The following is an 18,586-nucleotide window of genomic DNA, read 5'->3' on the forward strand; positions in this document are numbered from 1 at the left end:
AGCATCGGCGAGCCGACCTGACGACGCGGGCGGGCAAATTGGCCGCAACCCTTCGGGACGCGCCGATTTTGCCCGACTGCTTTGTCGCCGGCACTCGGCGATGCTTTAGCATCGCCGTCGCACCGGCTCCGCGCATTCGGGTAAAATCGGCAGCGTCGCGGCCACGTCCATTGCTCAGATAGGCTCCGAGTCGGGAATGACGGCGGTGGCTTCCACCTCGACCAGCCATTCGGGCCGGGCGAGCGCGGAGACGACGAGGCCGGTCGACACGGGGAAAACCCCTTTCAGATGCTTGCCGATGGTGCGGTAGGCCGCTTCGCGGTAGCGCGGGTCGGTGATGTAGATGGTGATCCGGCAGATATGATGGACGGACGCGCCGGCCTCCGCCAGAAGGAGCGCGATGTTCAGCATGGCGCGGTCGGCCTGGGCGCCGGCATCGCCGATGGCCACACTCGCGCCGGTCGCCAGGTCCTGGCCGACCTGTCCGCGCACGAACACCATGGTGCCGCGCGCCTTCACCACCTGGCAGAGGTCGTTGTCGAGCTTCTGCTCGGGATAGGTATCGCGCGTGTTGAAGCGGCGGATGCGCTGGTGAATCACCGACCGTCCTCCCTCATTCTGCCGCCCGCTTCGTCCGGCCGTAAACCCGATCGGAGAGCCCCGCCGCCTCCTTGGTGAAACGCAACGGCTCGTCCCATTTGAAGCTGCGGTAGACGGCGGCCAGATGCGCGAAGGGTGGGGATTGGGCGAAGAGCTGGAAGGTGAGGCGGTGGCCGGCATAGTCCGAGTTTAGGAGATCGCGGGCGAAGGCGAGCAGCTTGCGCCGGTCGTCGGCCAGCCAATCCTGGTTGAGGGTGTAGAACTTGTTCAGCCACCCACCGGCTTCCGGATCGCGGAAGCTCGCCGCATCCGGGGTCACGCAGATTTGCCCGCCGCAGAGCTCGCGGGCGATGTGCATCGCCCTGGGCAGCCCGGTGCAGGCGAGAACTCGCCCGGTGAACAACAGCGATTGGTTGGGCATGACCAGCCCCGCCGGGCTCCGCTCGGCCGTGGCGATCGCCGCGGTCAGATGCGCATTGATGCCTTCCCGGTAGCAGGCGAGCTCGGCCAGCTTCTCCTGCACCGCCTGCTGCTTCTCGAGCCCGGTCTGGCGGACGTTCCAGAGGGCGGCACCGATCATCATGTCGGCCTGCTTCTGGATCCGCTGCACGAAGGCGAAGGCGGAGTATCGATGCAAGGTCGCCCGGATGAAGCTGGCAGCCCGGGTGTGCCGGAAGAAGAGCACGTTCTCCCACGGGATGAGCACGTCGTCGAACACCAGGAGGGTGTCGACCTCATCGAAACGGTTGGAGAGCGGATAGTCCTCCGCCGGCGCCCGTCCGGCAAAGCCGGTGCGGCAAATGAAGCGAAGATTCGGCGCCGAAAGGTCCGAGATGAAGCCCACGGCATAGTCGGACAAGGCGTCGTCGCCCCAATTGGCGATGGTGGGCTTGGTGAAGGCTTGATTGGCGTAGGCGGCCGCCGTCTCGTATTTGGCGCCGCGCACGACGATGCCGGCATCGCTCTCCTTCACCACATGCAACAGCATGTCCGGATCTTGGTCCTGGGGCCGCTTCGAGCGGTCGCCCTTGGGATCAGTGTTGGCGGAGACGTGGAACGGGTCGTTGCGGATCGCGCGCTCGACATGGCGGCGGATGTTCTCGGAAAAGCGCGGGTCGACCTCGTTCAGGATGTCCTGTCCGTCATAGAGCGACCACATCTCGCCCACGGTCTCGTCGCCAACGCGGGTGACCACGCCCTTGATTTCGTCCAGGACCCGGTCGGTGGCCCGGCGCTTGGCATGCCAATCCGCCTCGGACTTGGGCAGCTTGAGCCCGATGGCGAAGCGCTCGCCCGCCTCCTCATAGGTCATGGCGGCTTGATGCCGGCTCTCATGCGCCATGTCGTAGATGCGGGCGCGGATGTCGACCAGTGGCTTGAACATGGGATGGCTGGTCACGTCCTGGACGCGCTCGCCATTGATCCAGATCCGGCGCCCGTCGCGGATCGAATCGCGGTATTGCTGTCCGGTCCTGATCATCGGCTGGAACTCCCTGGGGCATCGGTCCTGGCCCGATTGGAGAAAGCCCCTCTCCGGCGGGTCCGCGATGATGGTATGGAAGCGGGCAGGGCGTCCAGCCATGGGCGCCTGGACAACCGGAAACGATAGGAAGACCGGTCGCCCTCAATGCTGCTCCTCCGGCGGAATTACCACAGCCTGGCGCTCGGTGCCGTGGCCCTGCTGCTGGCGCTCGCGGTTCATGGCGCCGGCGAAGGCTCGCTGCTGACCGCGGGGATGCTCGTCATCTTCACGGTCATCGCCTGGGCCTTCGGCCTCTTCGTCGAGCCGATCACCAGCCTGGTCTTCTTCCTCTTCGCCGTGTTGTTCCAAGTCGCGCGGCCGGAAACGGTGTTCTCCGGGTTTCAGTCCCAGGCTTGGTGGCTGGTTTTCGGCGGCTCGGTCATCGGCATCGCCGTGGAGTCGACCGGCTTGGGACAGCGCTTGGCCGGATGGCTGTTCGGACGCGCCGCCGGCTCCTATGGGCGCGCGGTCGCCGCCGTGGCGCTGGCCGCGGTCGGGCTCGCCTTCGTCATGCCGTCGACCACCGGGCGCATCCTGTTGCTGCTGCCGATCGTCTTGGCCTTCGCCGAGCGGATCGGCTACCAGGTCGGCCGCCGCGGCCGCACCGGGCTCGTCCTCACCATGGCGGCGGCGAGCTTCATGCCGCCGACCACGATCCTGCCGGCCAACATACCGAATACGGTGCTTCTCGGCGCCGCCGAGACTCTCTATGGCGTCAAGCTCACCTATGGCCCCTATCTGCTGCTGCACTTTCCCATTCTGGGCGCGCTCAAGACTGCGTGCCTGATCTGGATGGCGGTTCGGCTGTTTCCGGACGCGGATCCCTCGCCGGCCGCAACACCACCCGACCGCGGCGCCATGACACGCCAGGAGTGGCGGCTCGCCGCAATCCTGGCGCTGATGCTCATCTTGTTCGCCACCGATTCCTTCCATGGCGTTTCGCCGGCCTGGGTTGCGCTGGGTGCGGCCATCGTTTGCCTGCTGCCGATCACCGAGCTGGTGCCGGTGAAGACGCTCGCGGCCAAGCTGCAGGTCGGCACGCTCATCTATGTCGCGGGTTTCCTCGGCCTCGGCGCCGTGGTCGCCGACAGCGGCCTCGGCGCGGTCTTGAGCCGCGGGCTCCTCGAGCTTGCCGGCTTCGTGCCGGGCGAGACGATCCGCAACGTGACGCTGCTGGCGGCGATCGGGGCCGGGCTCGGTCTCTTGACGACGCTGCCCGGGCTGCCCGCGGTGCTGACGCCGCTCGCCAAGGACATGGCGGAGGCGAGCGGGTTGCCGCTCTTGAGCGTGCTCATGCTCGAGGTCGTCGCCTTCTCCACGGTGTTCCTGCCCTACCAGTCGCCGCCGACGATGATCGCCATGCAGCTCGCCGGCGTGCCGATCCGCTCTGGAACCAAGCTATGTCTGGCGGTCGCTGCCGTGACGGTCATCGGCCTGCTCCCGCTCGATCTTCTCTGGTGGCGCTGGCTCGGCTACCTGCCCTGAGGGAAGCCCCGATTGCCGCTCGCCGCGGAGCGCATGCGCGTCATCGCCTTGCCGCTCGGCGGGGACGGCAAGATGTGGCTCAGGCGAGGTGGCGCCTGAGGCTGACGCGCGCAGCCGGCAAGATCACGCTGACGGTGGTGCCCGAACCGACGGCGCTCTCGACCTCGAGCCGGCCGCCATGGAGCTCGGTCAGGGATTTGGCGAGGGTCAGCCCGAGCCCCAGGCCCTGGTGGCGGCGGGTCATCGGATTGGAGATCTGGCCGAAGGGGGTCAGCGCCACCTGAATCTCCGCCGGCGTCATGCCGATGCCGGTATCGCTGACCCGGATCGCCACATCGCCGTCGGGCAAGCGCTTGACCGCCATGCCGATTCGTCCGCCGGCCGGCGTGAAGGTGACGGCGTTCGAAATGAGGTTGCGCAGGACCTGGGTGAGCTTGCTCGGATCGGCGGCGACGACGATGCCGGAATCGTCGACCTCGGAGGTCAGCGCCAGGCCGGCGCCGGCTGCGGCGCTGGCGCCGGTGGCGAGGCAATCCTCGACCAAGCGGGCGAGGTCGATCAGCTGGTCGGCAAGACCGAGCGAGCCGTTCTCGATCCGAGTCACGTCCAAGATGTCGTTGATCACCCTCAAGAGATGCGTGCCGCTCGTATGAATGTCGGCGAGATAGTCGCGATAGCGCTTGTCGCCCAGCGGCCCGAACAGCTCCTGCTGCATGATCTCCGAGAAGCCGATGACGGCGTTCAGCGGCGTGCGCAGCTCGTGGCTGACGGTCGCCAGAAACTGCGTCTTCAACAGCGCGGCGCGCTCGGCCGCCTCCTTCGCGGCCTGCAGATCCGCCTCGCGCGTCTTCTGCTCAGAGATGTCGGCGATGACGATGATGGTGCCCCCGTCATTGGTCGCCCGCTCGTCCACCTGCACCCAGCATCCATCGGCGCGCAGGCGTTCGAAGCGCTGGGCGCGGTCGCCGACGCCCCCCCGCGCCTTGAAAGAGTTGTCGCCATAGGCGAATTCGCGGACGCGATCGGCGCTCTCCGCGCCGATTGTGGGCGCCGCCCCGGTTGCTTGCAGAAATGAGTCGCGAAAGCGTTGATTGCAGGCGGCGAGCCGGCCGCTGGCATCGACGATGGCGAATTCCGCCGGAAAGGCGTCGATCGCCGCCGCCAGCCGGCTCTCGACCCGACGCACTTCGGCGGCGGCTTCGACTTCCTGGGTCATCAGCCGGCCGCTGCCGCGATAACCGACGAAGCGTCCGCTCGCATCATGGATCGGCATGCCGCTGATGCTGATATGGTCGCGCTTGCCGTTGAGACGGATGAAGGAGTAGCGGAACTCGCGGAACGCCCGGCGCTGGGCGATGTCCGCCTCCAGCAGGCTCCAGCTGGTCTCGGCGACCGCGTCGGGATGCGCCGCGCGCCGGGTCTGGCCGAGATAGCTTGCCGACGAGCGACCCTCGGGCCTGAGCGGAGAATCGGTGATGTAGGTGAAGCGCAGCTCGGCATCCTGCTCCCAAAACCAATCCGAGGCGGACTCGGCGAAATGGCGCAGGCGCTCGGCGTCGCGGCTTCTCTGCGCTTCCAGTCCGGCGATGCGTTCGGCCGATTGCGCGCTCCGCATGCGCTCGCGCCGTCTCACCCACGGGAGGAGGACGATCGCGGCGAAGAGCGCGCCGGTGATCGCGGCGGCGAGGAGCGTCACCGGCAAGGACAGGTCGATCATGCCGATCTTGCAGCGCGGGGATCGCTCACCCGCGGACTCCTGTAGTTAGAAATACAACTATAAACAGTAACCCGCGGCGCGCAACCCCGGGCGAGGTTCCAGCGCATTCTCGCACGGCTCCGCTTGCCGTCGCAAACGGGACGAAAGGGACCATGAGATCAGTACTACCTAAGATTAGGTGTGCGCGGCCGCTCTCGGCGGCCATTCCCGCATCAGATCTCGGCGCGGCTGCCGGTGATCCGGCGTTCGATCGCATCCCAGATATCGCGTTCCAGGCAAACGCCGTCGAACCGATCGATCTGCTGGATGCCGGTGGGCGAGGTGACGTTGATCTCGGTCAGGTAGTTGCCGATCACGTCGATGCCGACGAAGATCATGCCCCGTTCCCGGAGCGCCGGGCCGATCGCGTCGCAGATCTCCCGATCGCGCGCGGTCAAGGTGGTCTTTACCGCCTGGGCGCCGGCGTGGAGATTGGCGCGTGCCTCGCCCGCCGGCGGCACCCTGAGGATGGCCCCGGCAGCGACACCGTCGACGAGGATGATCCGCTTGTCGCCGGCGCGGACCTCCGGGATGTAGCGCTGCACGATGATCGGCTCGCGGTAGAGCTGGGTGAACAGCTCGATCAGCGCATTCAGATTCTCGTCGCCTTCGGTGATGTGGAAGACGCCGGCGCCGCCATTGCCGAACAGCGGCTTGACGATGATGTCGCGGTGCTCGCGGCGGAAGGCCAGGATCTCGTCGCGGTCGGAGGTGATCAAGGTGGGCGGCATCACCCCTTCGAAATGGGTGATGAACAGCTTCTCGGGCGCGTTGCGCACATGCACGGGGTCGTTCACCACGAGCGTCTTTGGATGGATATGCTCGAGGAGATGCGTGGCGGTGATGTAGGCCATGTCGAAGGGCGGATCCTGGCGCATCAGCACCACGTCCAAGGCGGCGAGATCGAGCACCTCGCTCGGCCCCAGGCTCGCGTGGTTGCCGCGCTCGCGCCTGACCTTGAGCGGCCGCGCCTTGGCGTAGATGCGGCCGGCCTTGAGGAACAGGTGCCTCGGCAAATAATGGAACAGCCCATGCCCGCGCCGCTCGGCTTCCAGCGCCAGCACGAAGGTCGAGTCGGCGTCGATATCGATGGTCTCGATCGGATCCATCTGAATGGCGACGGCAAGGCCCATGGTCAGTCCCTACTGGTTTGGCCGACACTATAGTGACCGACCGACCGAGATGCCTAGTGTCCCGCCCCTGAAATTCGGCCGCGAATTTCAGGGACAAGCGGGCCACTAATCTATTGAAACGAGTGTGATTCAGATTCCGAAGTTCGCTCGCGAACTGTGAAATGCATGAGACCCTGATCCCACGCGGCCGCGTGGTCATGTCCTTCCCGCGCACCGGGCGCATCAATGCAGCCCAGATCCTGGCCGAGATCGGCGACCAGCCCGGGCGCTTCCTGACCGATCAGCAGCTCGCCGCCGAGGCCGGCGTCTGCCCCGTCACCTTCCAGTCCGGCAAGAGCCGCGGCGCGCCTGGCGATGGGCCTGCAACAAGCGGCTGCGCGCCGCCCTGATCTGCTTCGCCAACAACTCCCGCCACGCCTCCGCCTGGGCACGGGCCGTCTACGACGCCGCTCGACAGCGCGGCTGCGACCACCCCCACGCCGTGCGCATCCTCGCCCGGGCTTGGGTTCGCGTCCTCTGGCGTGCTTGGAACGACAACAAGCCTTACGCCCCCGAGCGCCATCACGCTGCCCATCGGCTCGCAGCCTGACCCTGTTCCCGGGTTCGACCAGAATGGCCGTTCCCTCGTCACGACCTGCCATCCCCAGCGCGCAGCGTCCTTGAGGCCGCCGACGCCCGCCGGCGACACTGACCCAGCAAGGGACGTTGACACAGGCTGCTCACTCCTGTCCGAGGCTGATCTCGGCGCCCTCCATCGCATAGCGCGCGAACATGAAGTCGCGAATGCCCGCGACCTTGCCGTCGGCCCAGTCCAGCAGGATGAAGAAGGCCGGCCGTCCGTCGGCATCGTTGGGATCGAGCATCAGGATGGCCGGCCGTCCGTCCACCAATCCGGGGACGCAGCGCCAGTTGACCGGCGCTTCCGCGTAGCGGTGATAGTACACGCCGACCGGCTGCCGCCCCTTCAGGCGCAGACGATTGACCAGCTCCAGGCGCACGTCGTCGGCGAGCATGTCCCGGATGGCGTCGAAGTCCCGCAAGTTGAAGCGGTCGATATAGCTGGCCAGGCGCAGGCGGTCGGCTTCCGCCAAGGCCGGCAGCGGCGCCTCGTCGGGCTCCTCGGCGAGGGCGCGCAGCTGGATGCGCCCGCGCTGCAGCGTGCCTTTGATCGCCGGGATGGTACCGCCCAGGATCTCGACGATCTCTTCAATGGAATAGCCCAGCACGTCGCGCAGGATGACCGAGCTGCGCTGCGAAGCCGGCAGGCGCATGAAGGTCCGCAGGCTGGCCGCGGCGGCTTGGCGATCGGACACGTCGTTCTGGTTGACCGCCATCGTCTCGACGTCCTCGTTGGACTGCATGGCCCGCCGGCGGGCGCGGCGGCGCAGGAAGTCCTGCGCCGCGTTGTGGGCGATGCGAAACACCCAGCCCTCCGGGTTGTCGAGCCGACCGGTGCGCGGGAGCGCCTCGACGGCTTTCAGCAGCGCCTCCTGGACGACATCCTCGCCATCGATCACCGAGCCGGTCATGCGGGCGCAGTAGCGATGCAGCTTGGGCCGCAGCTCGTGGAGCAGCTGCTCGAACGCGGCCTTGGCGGTGTCTTCGGTGCCTTCGTGCACAGCGGGCCTCCTCAGGCGATGTCCGGCTTGGCCAGCTTGTAGAGTCGCGCCCGCGCCGTCGATGGCAGGCAGCAGGCGGCGAGCGCGCCGGCCAGCGACAGCATCGCCGCCACGCTGCTGGCTGCCGCGAAGCCGTCGCAGAAGGCCTGCGGCGTCGTCCGGTCGCCGAACCGCCCGAACACCGCCACGCACAAGGCGACGCCGAAGGCGCCGCCGAGCTGGCGCAGCATGCTGAGGGTGCCGGACGCCTTGCCGATATCCGCCGGCGCCACCGCGCCGAGGGCTCCCTTCTGCACGATCGGGACCGCCAGCGCAAAGCCGGCGCCGGCGGCGATCATCGGCAGCAGCGTCGGCGCGACCGGCAGGTCCGGCCGCGCGATCATCCCCAGCCAGGCCAGACCTGCGGCTTGCAGCGTCAGCCCGAGCACGATGGTCGCGCGCTCGCCCAGGCGGCCGGCGACCATGCCCGCCTTGGGCGCCATCAGGGTGATCGCGGCCCCCCACGGCAGGATCCGCAGCCCCGCGCTGAGTGCGTCCTGGCCCAGTGCCACCTGCTCGAACTGCGCGATGAAGAAGAGCACCGAGATCAAGGCGCCGTTCAGCAGGAACATGGCCGCATTGCTGGCGGCGAACGCCCGGTCCCGGAACAGCCGCATCGGCACCATCGGCGCGGCGCAGCGCAGCTCCCACGCCACGAAGGCGACCGCCAGCGCCACACCACCGGCCAGCGCCACCTGAACCTCGGCGCTCGACCAGCCCTCCGGGTTGGCGCGCACCAGCCCCCAGACCAGGCCGAGCGCCGCCGCCGTGGCCAGGACCACGCCGCCGACATCGAACGGCGCGCGCGGCCCGACGCTCTCGCGGATCCGGGCGAAGGTCAGGATCGTCACCGCCGCGCCGACCGGCACGTTCAGCCAGAAGATCCACTGCCACGCCACGCCTTGCGTGATGATGCCGCCGATGAGCGGGCCGATCACCGTCGACAGGGCCGTGACGCCGCTATAGACGCCGAGCGCCCAGCCCCGGCGCTCCGGCGGGAAGGCCGCGCTCAGCTGGGTCAGGGCCAGCGGCATCACCATCGCGGCAGCGGTGCCCTGCGCCGCGCGGGCCGCGATCAGCCAGCCGATCCCCGGGGCAAGGGCGCAGGCGGCCGAGGCGGCCACGAACAGGATCAGGCCCCAGGCGAAGATCCGGCGCCGGCCGAACCGGTCGCCCAGCCCCGACGCGGCGATCAAGAACACGGCAAAGGGCAGCATGTAGGCGATGATCGTCCATTCGAGAGCCTCGATCGACGCGGCGAACTCCGCGCCGATCGCCGTCAGGGCGGTCGACATGACCAAGGCGTCGAGGGCCACCATCAGCGAGGCGACCGAGGCGAGGGCAAGCACCCACGTCCTGGCCGTAATGTCCGTTCGGTCGATCGGGCTCATGACGGTCTCCAATCAGACGGATTTGACGTAGGCGACGTCACATTCGATGGCTTCGGCCTTTGCCAGCGCCAGCAGCTGCTGGATGTAGGGCGCGAAGCGCGGGTCCTTGCGAAAGGCCGCGATGTCGTCCGCGCTTTTCCATTGCGAGTAGTTGATCGCATGGCGGCCATCCTTGGCCGTCAGCACGCTCGACGACACGAAACCGCGCATCTTGCTGAAGAACGTCTCCGTGCCGTCGCGGAGGACGTCGAGCAGGCTCGGCAGCTTGGCCGGCTCGACCGTGAACACGTTGACCAGCGTGATCACTTGGCCGTCGGTGCGAATGGTTGCTTGCATGGCTGGGCTCCTGATCTGGCTATGGGCGAGGGTCGCGGTCAGGACGACGCCGGTCGCGGCGACGCCGGCGACGACGAAGCCCCGCCGCGACAGGGGAAATTCCGCTTCGGACATGACTTGTGTTCCTTGTCTTGTCTTCCGGGCCCAAGACGACCGGGCCGGGGCGTTGGAACCGGTCCTTCGAAAACTTTTTTCTTGGGGGCGCCGTCAGCCGTAGACGGCGTTGCGGATGGCCGGCACGAAGGCGCCGAACCCGCCCTCGAGCGCGGTGTTGGTCAGCGCGACCACCGACAGCTGCCGCTCGGGATCGACGAAGTAGCTATGCCCGTAGGCGCTGGTGAACGCCCACGTCCCCGCCGACTGCGGGGTCTTCGCCGTCGCGCGGTCTTCCAGCGTGGTGCAGCCATAGCCGAACCCCCAGCCCGGCAGGGCGGGCAGCGGCAGCGCGCCGATCCGATTGGTGGTCATCCGGCCGGCGGTCGCGGGCTGCAGGATCGGTCCCCCGCCGGTGCGCAGGGCCTCGAGGAAGCGGACCAGGTCGTCGGCGCCGCCGACCATGCCGGCGCCGCCCGACGGAAACTGGGCGGGGTCGAACACCCGCGACGGCGAGAAGCGCACCAGGCCGAGCCCCCGGAACGACACCAGCTGCGGCTCGCCCATGCGGACGGGCGCCGGCTGGGCGTCGGCATAGGGCACCGCCAGGCGCGTCGGGTCGGTCACCGAGAAGCCGGTGTCCGCCATGCCGAGCGGCGCGGTGACCAGCCGCCGCACCGCGTCCGGCAGCGGCTGGCCGGCCGCCCGGGCGATCACCGCGCCCAGCACGTCCGACGCGATCGAATAGCGCCAGCGCGTGCCCGGCGCCTGGGCCAGCCCGGCCGCCGCGATGCGGCGCACTTCCTCATCGAGGCTGAGGCCCGACAGATCGAGGCCGTCGGAGACGCCGGCCTGGTGGTAGGGGCCATCCTCCGGCTCGTAGAAGCCGTAGGACAGGCCCGCCGTGTGCGTCAGCAGATGGTGGACGGTCAGGACCGGCACCTGCCCGTCGCGGGTCTTCGGCGTGAAGTCCGGCAGCCATTGGGCGACCGGATCGGTGACCGCCAGCCGGCCCTGCTCGACCAGCGCCAGCGCCGCGGCCGACACCATCGTCTTCGACAGCGAGGCCAGGCGGAACAGGGCGTCCGCGCGCATCGCCCGGCCGGCCTCGCGATCGGCATAGCCGGCCGCGCGCCGGTAGGCGACGTCGCCGGAGCGGACCACCGTGACCAGGGTCCCGACGATCTTGCGGTCGGCGAGCGCCCGATCGATGGTTTCGTCGAGCCGGGCCGCAAGCTCGGCGTCGCGCGCCCGGGCTCGGGTCGGCGCCAAGGTCATGAGGGCGGCGGCGCCGGCCAGACCGGTGGTCATCGCGCGCCGGCGCGACAGCGGTGTTGTGGTGACGGACATGAGGGGCTCCCCGACTGCGTCGCGCGGGGGGCCCGATGCCCGACGGCGCGCAGATCGAGCCTCAAGACGATCGGGCGGAGCCGGGCGAACCGGTCGGGAGCGATTTTATTTTTTCGGGCGGACCCGCGTCAGCGGGGAGGGTGAGGGTCCGCGCTGGCCGCATCCGCTAGTGGTCTAATTCTGACCCGCTCGATCCGCGATATCGAGATCTTTGTCGGTGCCTTTCAGATCGAATTGGGGTAGACCCAACAGTCGTGCCGCCAGCCGCCATTTGGCGAAAAGCCACCGAAGCCCACCCTTCGGGCGCCTGAAGACGTCGGTGCGGGCGCCACTTTTGACAGTTCGCCCGGTGGATTGGGCCGGGCCTGGGTCGCCAATGTCGCGACATGCCGAGGTGCGGGACCGTCTACTTTTGACAGAAGACGCTTTCTGTCAAAGGTTTGCCCTTTCAAGGCCCAAGTCAGATCGGATGCCAGTGCCAGAGCCGATTTGGCGGCTGGTGACACGACTGTTGGGTCTACCCCCTCAAGCAATGTGCGTCGGAATAGCCGTTCCATTGCGCGTCAGGCCGTTCATCATTGTGCGCCGCTACAGCTACCATCATCCGATCTGGACCAAGATCGCCTCAACCGCACTCGTGGTGCTGGGCCTCGCGGTGCTCGGCAGCGGGTTTCCGGTGATCGCCGTGGCGCTCATGCTCTACGGCACCGGGATCGGGCTGGAATCCATCGCCCGGGGCACTCTGCCGCTCGTCCTGTTCGGTTCGGACGGCTATGCAGCCTTGATGGGGCGCCTCGCCCTGCCAAGCCTCGTAGCGCAAGCCGCCTCGCCCTCGATCGGCGCCCTGCTGCTGCAGGGCCACGGCAAGGATGGCATGCTCGGCATCCTGCTGGCTGCCGCCGGCGTCAACGCGCTTGTGGCCCTGACTCTGTTCGGGTTGATCCCGCGCGCTCGCCCCGCTGGCGGGCAGATTCAGTGATGGATGCCGCGAACCTTACCTAGGTTTTCTGTTCCGCTGCTACTCGGACCCCAGGTCCTATTCCCGGTCGGTCCGGATGATTTTCGCGTCGTAGCGGCAGCGGGCAAGGAGCTGTATGACGTGGCGATGGCAATCAAGGATGGAAGGGACGCGGCGGGGTTCCTCGAGCTTCGCAAGCAACAGGCAAAGATGGCGTCGGAGTTTCTCGCTTGGAACCAGCAGCTGGTCGTCCTTGCAACGAGCTGGTGCTGTGATGCGATGAGGTTCCTAGGTGCGGTAAGCGGCAAGCGCAGACCGACCGATAACAACGTGCTCGATGCCTTCAATGCGCGCGCCATGCAAGTGCACCGGGCCTCAAGCGAGGCGCTGTTCGTGCGGAAATAACTGCATGTGAATTGCACCAGCTTCTGCAGAGTTGCATCGCCTTCTGCATTTCACACGAACTTCAGAATCATCACACTCGTGTCCCGCCCCTGAAATTCGTCCGCGAATTGCAGATTCACGACGCTCGGCTCAGTTGAGCTTCGCCTGCAGCCCGCGGCGCAGCGCCTCGGCCTCGCGGCGTCTGGCGGTGCTGGGAGAGAGGTCGAGAAATCCGTCGATCCGCTTGATCGCCGCCCCGAGATTGCCCTCATGCGCGTTCACCAGAGCCGACTCCCACCACAGGCCCTCGGCTTCGGGCGCGATCCACAGCATGCGCTCAAGCACCGCCTCCGCCTCGACGTAGCGCTCCTGGTTGAGGAGCCGGGTCTTGATGTTGTTCTGCAGGCGCAGAAGCACCGCCCGATCATCGGCCGTCGGCAGCTGCGAGAGGTCGGGCTCGGCGCCCTCCACGTCTGCCATGTCCTGGATCACCTTGCGCCCGGAGAACGGGTCCGCGACCAAGCTGTCGCGGTCCGCTTCCAAGCGCACCAGGAAATGGCCGGGGGTGTTGAGTCCGGTCATCGTCCAGCCTTGCGCCCGGGCCGTCGCGATGTAGAGGATGCCAAGCGCCACAGGCAGCCCGCGGCGGCGGTCGATGACGCGGGCGAGATCGGCGTTGCCGAGATCGTCGTAGGTGTCCCGGTCGCCTTGGTAGCCGTGCTCGTCGACCAAGACCCGAATGAGCGCGCCCAGCCGACCCGATGGGGTGTCGGGCAGGCTTCGGGCCTGGAGCGTCACCCGCTCGGCGAGCCTGACCAGGTGCCGGCGATAGGGAGTGAGCGACAATTCCGGCCTCGCGATCTGGGCCAGCGCCAGGGCCGCTTCGGCGAGATCGAAGCTCTCCTCGCTCTCCACGCCGATGCGGCGCAGGAAGACCTCGGGCTCGGCCGGCAGCAAGCGGTGGATCCGGGGAGGCCGGGACATCGCTCGCTAGCTCCGTCGCTTCGGATCGTCGCGCAGGCGCACATAGTTCATGACGCGGCGCACATTCGACAGGTTGCGGGCATGATTGGCGACGCGGTCGAGCTCGGCTTGATCGCGCGCGATGCCCATGAGAAAGACCACGCCGTTCACCGTGTCGATCGAATAGTTGATGGCGGAGATCTCGCGATCGAAGATGATCTGGGCGCGCAGCTGCGTCGAGATCCAAAGATCGCGCGCGCCGTCGAACAAGCCGGTCCGGTCGGCAACCTCGATCTCGTTGATGATCTCCTTGAGGCCGTCCACCTGCCAGGCGAGCCTGACCGCCTCGACCCGCATATCGGGAGTAGGCACCCGGCCGGTCAACAGCGCGCGTCCCTCGACCACGGTGGCGTCGACCTTGCCGAACATCTCGTGGTTGGTTCGAAACCACAGCTCGTTGATTTCGACCGTAAGCACCGCATCGCTGACCGTGCCGCGAAAGCCGCGCTCCTGGGCGCCGGCGACGCCGGCGCTGGCACCGGCGCCGATGACGGCCCCGGTCGTCGAGCAGCCCGTGGCGATCAGCGCCAAAGCAACGAACCCGACGAGACGCCAGGCGGCATGCTGCATCCTTGCTCTCAACCTCTTTCTAGCCACCCGACCGGTCGCGCGCGGACAAGCCAATCCTCGCACTCACTCGCCCACCCGCCAAGCGCCGATCAAGCGGCGGGGGCAACGCCATGGCCGCACCAGCATCACATCGAAACGGAGGTCGAGCCGGGCCAGCTCGGGCCTTGCCGCCAGCAGCCACTCGGTTGCCCGCTCGATGCGCCGACGCTGATGGCTCGATACCGCCTCCCCGGCCGCCTCAAAGGTCTCGCGCGCCTTCACTTCCACCACCGCCAGAAGCCCGCCGCGGCGGGCGATGAGGTCGAGCTCGCCGACCGGCGTCTTCAGCCCGCGGGCGACGATGGCATAGCCCCGGAGGCGAAGCATCCAGGCGCACCACGCCTCGGCCCGCTTGCCCCAGCGCTGGGCCCGTTGACGCCCCGGCACCGGGCTCTTCACCGGCCACCCTCATTTCGTTTCGCCACGGTGAGCGCGCGGGCGTAGACCTCGCGGCGGGGGAGCCCGAGCTCGCCGGCGACTTGGGCGGCGGCGTCGCGGATGCTGAGGGTCTCGAGGGCGGCGGCGAGGCGCCGATCGAGCGCTGCCGGCTCGGCCTCGCTCGGCTTCGCCTCGGGGCCGCCGATGACGACGACGATCTCGCCCTTGGGCGCGCCGGCTTGCGCATAGTGCCGCGCCAGCTCGACCAGCCGATCGCGCCGCACCTCCTCGTAGAGCTTGGTCAGCTCGCGGGCGACCGCGGCCGGGCGGTCGCCCAGAATCGTCGCGAGGTCGTCCAAGGACGCGGCCAGACGGTGGGGCGACTCGAAGAGGAGGATGGTGCCGGGAAACGCCGCGACGGCGGCGACGGCCTTGCGCCGTTGGGCGGATTTGGCCGGCAGGAATCCGAGGAAGCAGAAGCGATCCGTCGGCAGTCCGGAGAGGAGCAGGGCCGCCAAGGGCGCCGAGGCGCCGGGCAGCACGGTTACGGTATGGCCGGCGGCGATCGCTTCGCGCACCAGCTTGTAGCCGGGATCGGAGATGAGCGGCGTGCCGGCATCGCTCGCCAGCGCCACCACCTCGCCCCGCGCCAGACGGGCGAGGAGGTGCGGACGCTGCCGCTCGGCATTGTGCTCGTGATAGGCGGTCAGGGGTACGGAGATGCCGTGCATGGCGAAGAGGCGGCCGGTCACGCGCGTGTCCTCGCAGGCAACGACATCGGCGTGGGCGAAAACCCGCAACGCACGCAAGCTGATGTCCTCGGCATTGCCGATCGGCGTTGCGACCAGATAGAGACCGGGGGTGGACTTTGGCGTCGGGGCCGCGAAGAGCGGACCGACGTGAGGATCACCCCCTCCCATACCCTCCCCGGCCGCCGGCCGCGATTTACTTGGCAAAGAGGCTTCGCTAGGCTCGGCGCCGGTCATTCCGACCGATCCCGGGTTTCTAATGCTGTTTCGACGCGCCACTCCAGGCCCCTTGGCGATGCGTGGCCGTCTGGGCGCGCTGGCCGGACTCGCCCTGGCGGTGCTGTACGGCTGCGCCGAGCGGCCGCTGACCCTACAGGGTCTGCTCGGCGGCGGGCAAGGGCGTCCCATCCCAACCACACCGGCACCCGCCGCGCCGATCCTGGCGCCGACTCCGCCGGCACCGCCGGTGCCGCCGCCGGTGCAGCCGCCGCCGCCGAGACCGGAGGTGACGGCGGCGGCGCCGGCTGAAGGCGTTAGGCTGGTGCCGCCGCCCGGAGCCGGTGCCCCGTTCAAGGTCGCCCTGCTGCTGCCGCTCTCGGGGCCCGCCGCCGCCATCGGCAATTCGTTTCTCGAGGCCGCCCAGCTCGCCGTACTCGACCTCGCCGACGACCGCTTCGTGCTGTTGCCCTATGACAGCACCGGCACGCCGGCCGGTGCGGCCAGAGCCGGCGAGGCGGCGATCGCCGAAGGCGCCAAGCTGATCCTGGGTCCGCTCTTCGGCGCCGAGGCGAGTGCCGTCAGGCCGGCCGCGCGCAATGCCGGGGTCAGCGTGATCAGCTTCTCCAACGATCAATCCGTCGCCGGCGACGGGATCTTCGTCATGGGCTTCCTGCCACAGCCCGAGGTGCAGCGCGTGACCCAGTTTGCCATTCGTCGCGGCATCAAGCGCTTTGCCGTCTTCGCGCCCCGGGACGCGCTCGGCAATGCGGCGGCCGAGGCGCTCAAGGCCGTGGCCGAGCGCGAGCGCGCCAGCGTCGCCAAGATCGAGATGTACGACCCGGCTCTCCCCGACCTCGCACCCCTGGTCCGCCGTTTCGCCGACTATGACCGGCGGCACTCCCAGCTTCCGAGCCAACGCCCGCAGCTGACCGCGCCGGGCCAGCAAACAGCGCAAGGAGCCGGCGATCTCGGTTTCGATGCGCTTCTGGTGCCGGAGGCAGGCGAGAAGCTGAAGGCGTTGGCGCCGCTGTTTCCGGCGAACGACATCGATCCCCGCTCAACGCGGCTCCTGGGCCTCGCCCCGCAATGGGACGACGCCTCGCTGGCCGCCGAGCCCGCCCTCAAGGGCGGCTGGTACGCAGCCCCGCCGCCTGAGCTGCGCAGCGACTTCGAAGCCCGCTTCGAGGCGGCGTTCCGGCATCCGCCGCCGCGGCTCGCCACCTTGGCCTATGACGCAACCGCGCTTGCCGCGGTCTTGGCGAAGCTCAGCGGGGCGCCGGATTTCTCCGCCGATACCATCGCCCAGGACGCCGGCTTCGCCGGGCTCGACGGCATCTTCCGCTTCCGCCGCAACGGCCTGAATGAGCGCGGCTTCGCCATCCTCGAAATCGGCGACCGCGAGCGCCACGTCATCGACCCCGCGCCGGAGACTTTCCAGCCGGTGACGAATTAGGGGGATGCCCACCCTTCCAGTACCCGCCGTTCTAGGCCCGCTTGCGCGCTCGCGACCCAACGTCGTGGTGCGTGCGATCCGGCTTTCTCGTGGCCGTTGCTTTTGCGCTCACGCGATTGATATAGCCCTTCAGCACGGCGTTCATGCGCGTCTGATACCCAGGCCCATCCTTCTTGAACCAATCCAAGATGGATCGATCCACGCGAAACGAAATCGGCACCTTCGGCTCGGGCATCACCAGCTCGGCCGTTCGGAACCATTCTTCATCCGCGATCGGCGCCGCATCGGGATCGGCCGCGACAGCGGCCGTAATCGCGTCGTCCGACACACGGGCGAGGTGCTCGTAGTCAGTCCGGTCCGTCACGCGCCTGCGTTGCAATCGCTTCATCGTACCTCTTTCGCTCGTCTTTCCGTGCCGGGCGAGCCGAAATCCAACGACGCCGGCCGTTGCGCATGGTGTAGACGACGGCAATGACGGTGCTCCCTAGGAGTCCGAATTGGAGCCATCGTTCCTCGCCACGCCGGTCGGACCGACGTCTAACAAAGGGTCCAACGAATTCCTCATCCAGTACGGCAAAATCAATTCCGTGCCTCTCCCGATTGATCCGCCGTTTCGTCGCGTTCCAGGGATCGCTTGGCATTGGGCGGTGCCCTTCTCCTAGTCATCGGATTGCGATAGCGCATGCTGTTTCTCCTTAGTTCACCGACGAACTCGCAAGCCGCGGGACTGCAGCTTCTCAGCTCGCCGCTTCGCAGCGAGTTCGCAGCGTCAAGCTGCGATTTCCCCGCTCGCTGACGGGTGGGTTCGCACGGCACGTAGCCCACATGCCTTCGCGAACCTACACAAGTGTATATACAACCAGCCCGGCGATTGTTCAAGGACAATGTCTGTCCGCAGTCGACCCGGAACCTCTAGTCAGCCGACGCGCTCTCCGCCGCTACTTCTTGGCGTCGGGCTTGGCCGCGCCCGTGGGCATGCCGTCCGGCAGCCACTCGGCGAAGCTCATCGGACGGACATGGGCATCATCGATGCACGAGATGCCGGTCTCGGTGAAGATCAGCCGCTTGCCGATCTTGGGGAAGCTGCCGATGTCGAAGCCGCTCGACTCTCCACCCATGAGGTAGACGAGATCCTCCTCGAACGGGTTGGTCAGATGGTGACCGACCGAGGGCGTGGGGAAGCCCATGAAATCGCCGGGTCCGACCTCGATCACCGCCTCGGCGATCTCGGCAAGGCCGCGACCGGAGAGAATGTAGAGGAACTCCTCGTCGCGCTCTTGGGAGTGATAGATGAAGGATTCCTTGCCCGGCGGGACGCGCGCGATCGCCAGCGACAATCGCTGCATCCCGACCGGACGGGCGAGCCGCTTCAGGTAGATCTCGGATTTCGGATTGAAGGGATGCCGAATGTGGACCTCGGCCGCCGCTGCCAGCTCTTTGGCGGTCAGTAAGCATTTGGATTGGTTGGCCTCGGCCATCAAACGGCTCC

General features: G+C 67.9%; 20 protein-coding genes. 5 read left to right on the plus strand and 15 right to left on the minus strand.

Annotation, left to right across the window (positions count from 1 at the left end):
* Positions 1–174 precede the first annotated feature (174 nt).
* Both HY058_15570 and HY058_15575 read right to left on the minus strand, forming a co-directional pair.
* Positions 175–600, minus strand: a complete 426-nt coding sequence (locus HY058_15570; protein ID MBI3498716.1) for a RidA family protein — start codon at positions 598–600, stop codon at positions 175–177.
* A gap of 13 nt (positions 601–613) precedes the next feature.
* On the minus strand, positions 614–2,080 hold the full coding sequence (locus tag HY058_15575) for a 4-hydroxyphenylacetate 3-hydroxylase family protein (GenBank protein ID MBI3498717.1): 1,467 nt from the start codon (positions 2,078–2,080) through the stop codon (positions 614–616).
* Positions 2,081–2,227: 147 nt separating this feature from the next.
* Here HY058_15575 and HY058_15580 point away from each other — a divergent pair, with 147 nt between their 5' ends.
* Positions 2,228–3,607: an anion permease gene (locus tag HY058_15580; protein MBI3498718.1), complete on the plus strand. Its 1,380-nt coding sequence runs from the start codon at positions 2,228–2,230 to the stop codon at positions 3,605–3,607.
* 79 nt (positions 3,608–3,686) lie between these two features.
* On the opposite strand, the gene HY058_15585 is transcribed toward HY058_15580, so the two are convergent.
* Both HY058_15585 and gshB read right to left on the minus strand, forming a co-directional pair.
* Positions 3,687–5,324, minus strand: a complete 1,638-nt coding sequence (locus HY058_15585; GenBank protein MBI3498719.1) for a PAS-domain containing protein — start codon at positions 5,322–5,324, stop codon at positions 3,687–3,689.
* 212 nt (positions 5,325–5,536) lie between these two features.
* The gene (gene gshB, locus HY058_15590) at positions 5,537–6,496 is read right to left on the minus strand and encodes a glutathione synthase (protein ID MBI3498720.1); all 960 of its coding nucleotides are present in this window, start codon (positions 6,494–6,496) and stop codon (positions 5,537–5,539) included.
* A gap of 161 nt (positions 6,497–6,657) precedes the next feature.
* Between gshB and HY058_15595 the strand changes: the two genes are divergently transcribed.
* Positions 6,658–6,885, plus strand: coding sequence for an IS110 family transposase (locus HY058_15595; protein MBI3498721.1), 228 nt, complete (start codon positions 6,658–6,660; stop codon positions 6,883–6,885).
* Positions 6,886–7,215: 330 nt separating this feature from the next.
* Here HY058_15595 and HY058_15600 read toward each other — a convergent pair whose 3' ends face one another.
* The 4 genes from HY058_15600 to HY058_15615 form a co-directional block, all read right to left on the minus strand.
* A complete protein-coding gene (locus tag HY058_15600; protein ID MBI3498722.1) occupies positions 7,216–8,115 on the minus strand; it encodes a sigma-70 family RNA polymerase sigma factor in 900 nt (299 codons plus the stop codon).
* Between the two features lie 11 nt (positions 8,116–8,126).
* Positions 8,127–9,545 carry a DHA2 family efflux MFS transporter permease subunit gene (locus tag HY058_15605; protein MBI3498723.1) on the minus strand — a complete coding sequence of 473 codons (1,419 nt, stop codon included), beginning with the start codon at positions 9,543–9,545 and terminating at the stop codon, positions 8,127–8,129.
* A 12-nt stretch (positions 9,546–9,557) separates the two neighbouring features.
* Complete coding sequence (locus HY058_15610) at positions 9,558–9,995, minus strand: antibiotic biosynthesis monooxygenase (protein ID MBI3498724.1); 438 nt, start codon at positions 9,993–9,995, stop codon at positions 9,558–9,560.
* A 93-nt stretch (positions 9,996–10,088) separates the two neighbouring features.
* Positions 10,089–11,252 carry a beta-lactamase family protein gene (locus HY058_15615; GenBank protein MBI3498725.1) on the minus strand — a complete coding sequence of 388 codons (1,164 nt, stop codon included), beginning with the start codon at positions 11,250–11,252 and terminating at the stop codon, positions 10,089–10,091.
* Between the two features lie 628 nt (positions 11,253–11,880).
* Between HY058_15615 and HY058_15620 the strand changes: the two genes are divergently transcribed.
* Together HY058_15620 and HY058_15625 are read left to right on the plus strand one after the other, a co-directional pair.
* Positions 11,881–12,303, plus strand: coding sequence for a hypothetical protein (locus HY058_15620; GenBank protein MBI3498726.1), 423 nt, complete (start codon positions 11,881–11,883; stop codon positions 12,301–12,303).
* A 120-nt stretch (positions 12,304–12,423) separates the two neighbouring features.
* A complete protein-coding gene (locus tag HY058_15625; GenBank protein MBI3498727.1) occupies positions 12,424–12,687 on the plus strand; it encodes a hypothetical protein in 264 nt (87 codons plus the stop codon).
* Between the two features lie 129 nt (positions 12,688–12,816).
* Here the strand turns inward: HY058_15625 and HY058_15630 are convergent, their stop codons facing one another.
* From HY058_15630 to rsmI, 4 genes are all read right to left on the minus strand, one after another.
* Positions 12,817–13,650: a transglutaminase family protein gene (locus HY058_15630; GenBank protein MBI3498728.1), complete on the minus strand. Its 834-nt coding sequence runs from the start codon at positions 13,648–13,650 to the stop codon at positions 12,817–12,819.
* 6 nt (positions 13,651–13,656) lie between these two features.
* Positions 13,657–14,259, minus strand: coding sequence for a BON domain-containing protein (locus HY058_15635; protein MBI3498729.1), 603 nt, complete (start codon positions 14,257–14,259; stop codon positions 13,657–13,659).
* Between the two features lie 63 nt (positions 14,260–14,322).
* Positions 14,323–14,697: a YraN family protein gene (locus HY058_15640; GenBank protein ID MBI3498730.1), complete on the minus strand. Its 375-nt coding sequence runs from the start codon at positions 14,695–14,697 to the stop codon at positions 14,323–14,325.
* The gene (gene rsmI / locus HY058_15645) at positions 14,694–15,596 is read right to left on the minus strand and encodes a 16S rRNA (cytidine(1402)-2'-O)-methyltransferase (GenBank protein ID MBI3498731.1); all 903 of its coding nucleotides are present in this window, start codon (positions 15,594–15,596) and stop codon (positions 14,694–14,696) included. The genes HY058_15640 and rsmI overlap by 4 nt, the downstream gene beginning before the upstream one ends.
* A 124-nt stretch (positions 15,597–15,720) precedes the next feature.
* On the opposite strand from rsmI, the gene HY058_15650 reads away from it, so the two are divergent.
* Positions 15,721–17,097 (plus strand): penicillin-binding protein activator, encoded by a 1,377-nt coding sequence (locus tag HY058_15650; GenBank protein ID MBI3498732.1) that lies wholly within the window; start codon positions 15,721–15,723, stop codon positions 17,095–17,097.
* Positions 17,098–17,128: 31 nt separating this feature from the next.
* On the opposite strand, the gene HY058_15655 is transcribed toward HY058_15650, so the two are convergent.
* The 3 genes from HY058_15655 to HY058_15665 form a co-directional block, all read right to left on the minus strand.
* On the minus strand, positions 17,129–17,485 hold the full coding sequence (locus tag HY058_15655) for a BrnA antitoxin family protein (GenBank protein MBI3498733.1): 357 nt from the start codon (positions 17,483–17,485) through the stop codon (positions 17,129–17,131).
* Entirely contained in the window at positions 17,445–17,738 is a 294-nt protein-coding gene (locus HY058_15660) for a BrnT family toxin (GenBank protein ID MBI3498734.1), read from the minus strand. Before HY058_15660 ends, HY058_15655 begins: the two co-directional genes overlap by 41 nt.
* Before the next feature lie 297 nt (positions 17,739–18,035).
* On the minus strand, positions 18,036–18,575 hold the full coding sequence (locus HY058_15665; protein ID MBI3498735.1) for a cupin domain-containing protein: 540 nt from the start codon (positions 18,573–18,575) through the stop codon (positions 18,036–18,038).
* Between the last annotated feature and the right edge of the window lie 11 nt (positions 18,576–18,586).

Source organism: Pseudomonadota bacterium (assembly GCA_016195085.1).
Taxonomy (GTDB): Bacteria; Pseudomonadota; Alphaproteobacteria; order SHVZ01; family SHVZ01; genus JACQAG01.

Excerpts from the sequence above, each read along its gene's own strand:
- gshB (MBI3498720.1), bottom strand. The coding sequence starts at position 6,496 with ATGGGCCTTGCCGTCGCCATTCAGATGGATCCGATCGAGACCATCGAT.
- HY058_15660 (MBI3498734.1), bottom strand. The coding sequence starts at position 17,738 with ATGCCAAGCGATCCCTGGAACGCGACGAAACGGCGGATCAATCGGGAG.
- HY058_15580 (MBI3498718.1), top strand. The coding sequence starts at position 2,228 with ATGCTGCTCCTCCGGCGGAATTACCACAGCCTGGCGCTCGGTGCCGTG.
- HY058_15630 (MBI3498728.1), bottom strand. The coding sequence starts at position 13,650 with ATGTCCCGGCCTCCCCGGATCCACCGCTTGCTGCCGGCCGAGCCCGAG.
- HY058_15615 (MBI3498725.1), bottom strand. The coding sequence starts at position 11,252 with ATGACCTTGGCGCCGACCCGAGCCCGGGCGCGCGACGCCGAGCTTGCG.
- HY058_15595 (MBI3498721.1), top strand. The coding sequence starts at position 6,658 with ATGCATGAGACCCTGATCCCACGCGGCCGCGTGGTCATGTCCTTCCCG.
- HY058_15585 (MBI3498719.1), bottom strand. The coding sequence starts at position 5,324 with ATGATCGACCTGTCCTTGCCGGTGACGCTCCTCGCCGCCGCGATCACC.
- HY058_15635 (MBI3498729.1), bottom strand. The coding sequence starts at position 14,259 with ATGCAGCATGCCGCCTGGCGTCTCGTCGGGTTCGTTGCTTTGGCGCTG.
- HY058_15665 (MBI3498735.1), bottom strand. The coding sequence starts at position 18,575 with ATGGCCGAGGCCAACCAATCCAAATGCTTACTGACCGCCAAAGAGCTG.
- HY058_15655 (MBI3498733.1), bottom strand. The coding sequence starts at position 17,485 with ATGAAGCGATTGCAACGCAGGCGCGTGACGGACCGGACTGACTACGAG.
- rsmI (MBI3498731.1), bottom strand. The coding sequence starts at position 15,596 with ATGGGAGGGGGTGATCCTCACGTCGGTCCGCTCTTCGCGGCCCCGACG.
- HY058_15605 (MBI3498723.1), bottom strand. The coding sequence starts at position 9,545 with ATGAGCCCGATCGACCGAACGGACATTACGGCCAGGACGTGGGTGCTT.
- HY058_15610 (MBI3498724.1), bottom strand. The coding sequence starts at position 9,995 with ATGTCCGAAGCGGAATTTCCCCTGTCGCGGCGGGGCTTCGTCGTCGCC.
- HY058_15650 (MBI3498732.1), top strand. The coding sequence starts at position 15,721 with ATGCGTGGCCGTCTGGGCGCGCTGGCCGGACTCGCCCTGGCGGTGCTG.
- HY058_15575 (MBI3498717.1), bottom strand. The coding sequence starts at position 2,080 with ATGATCAGGACCGGACAGCAATACCGCGATTCGATCCGCGACGGGCGC.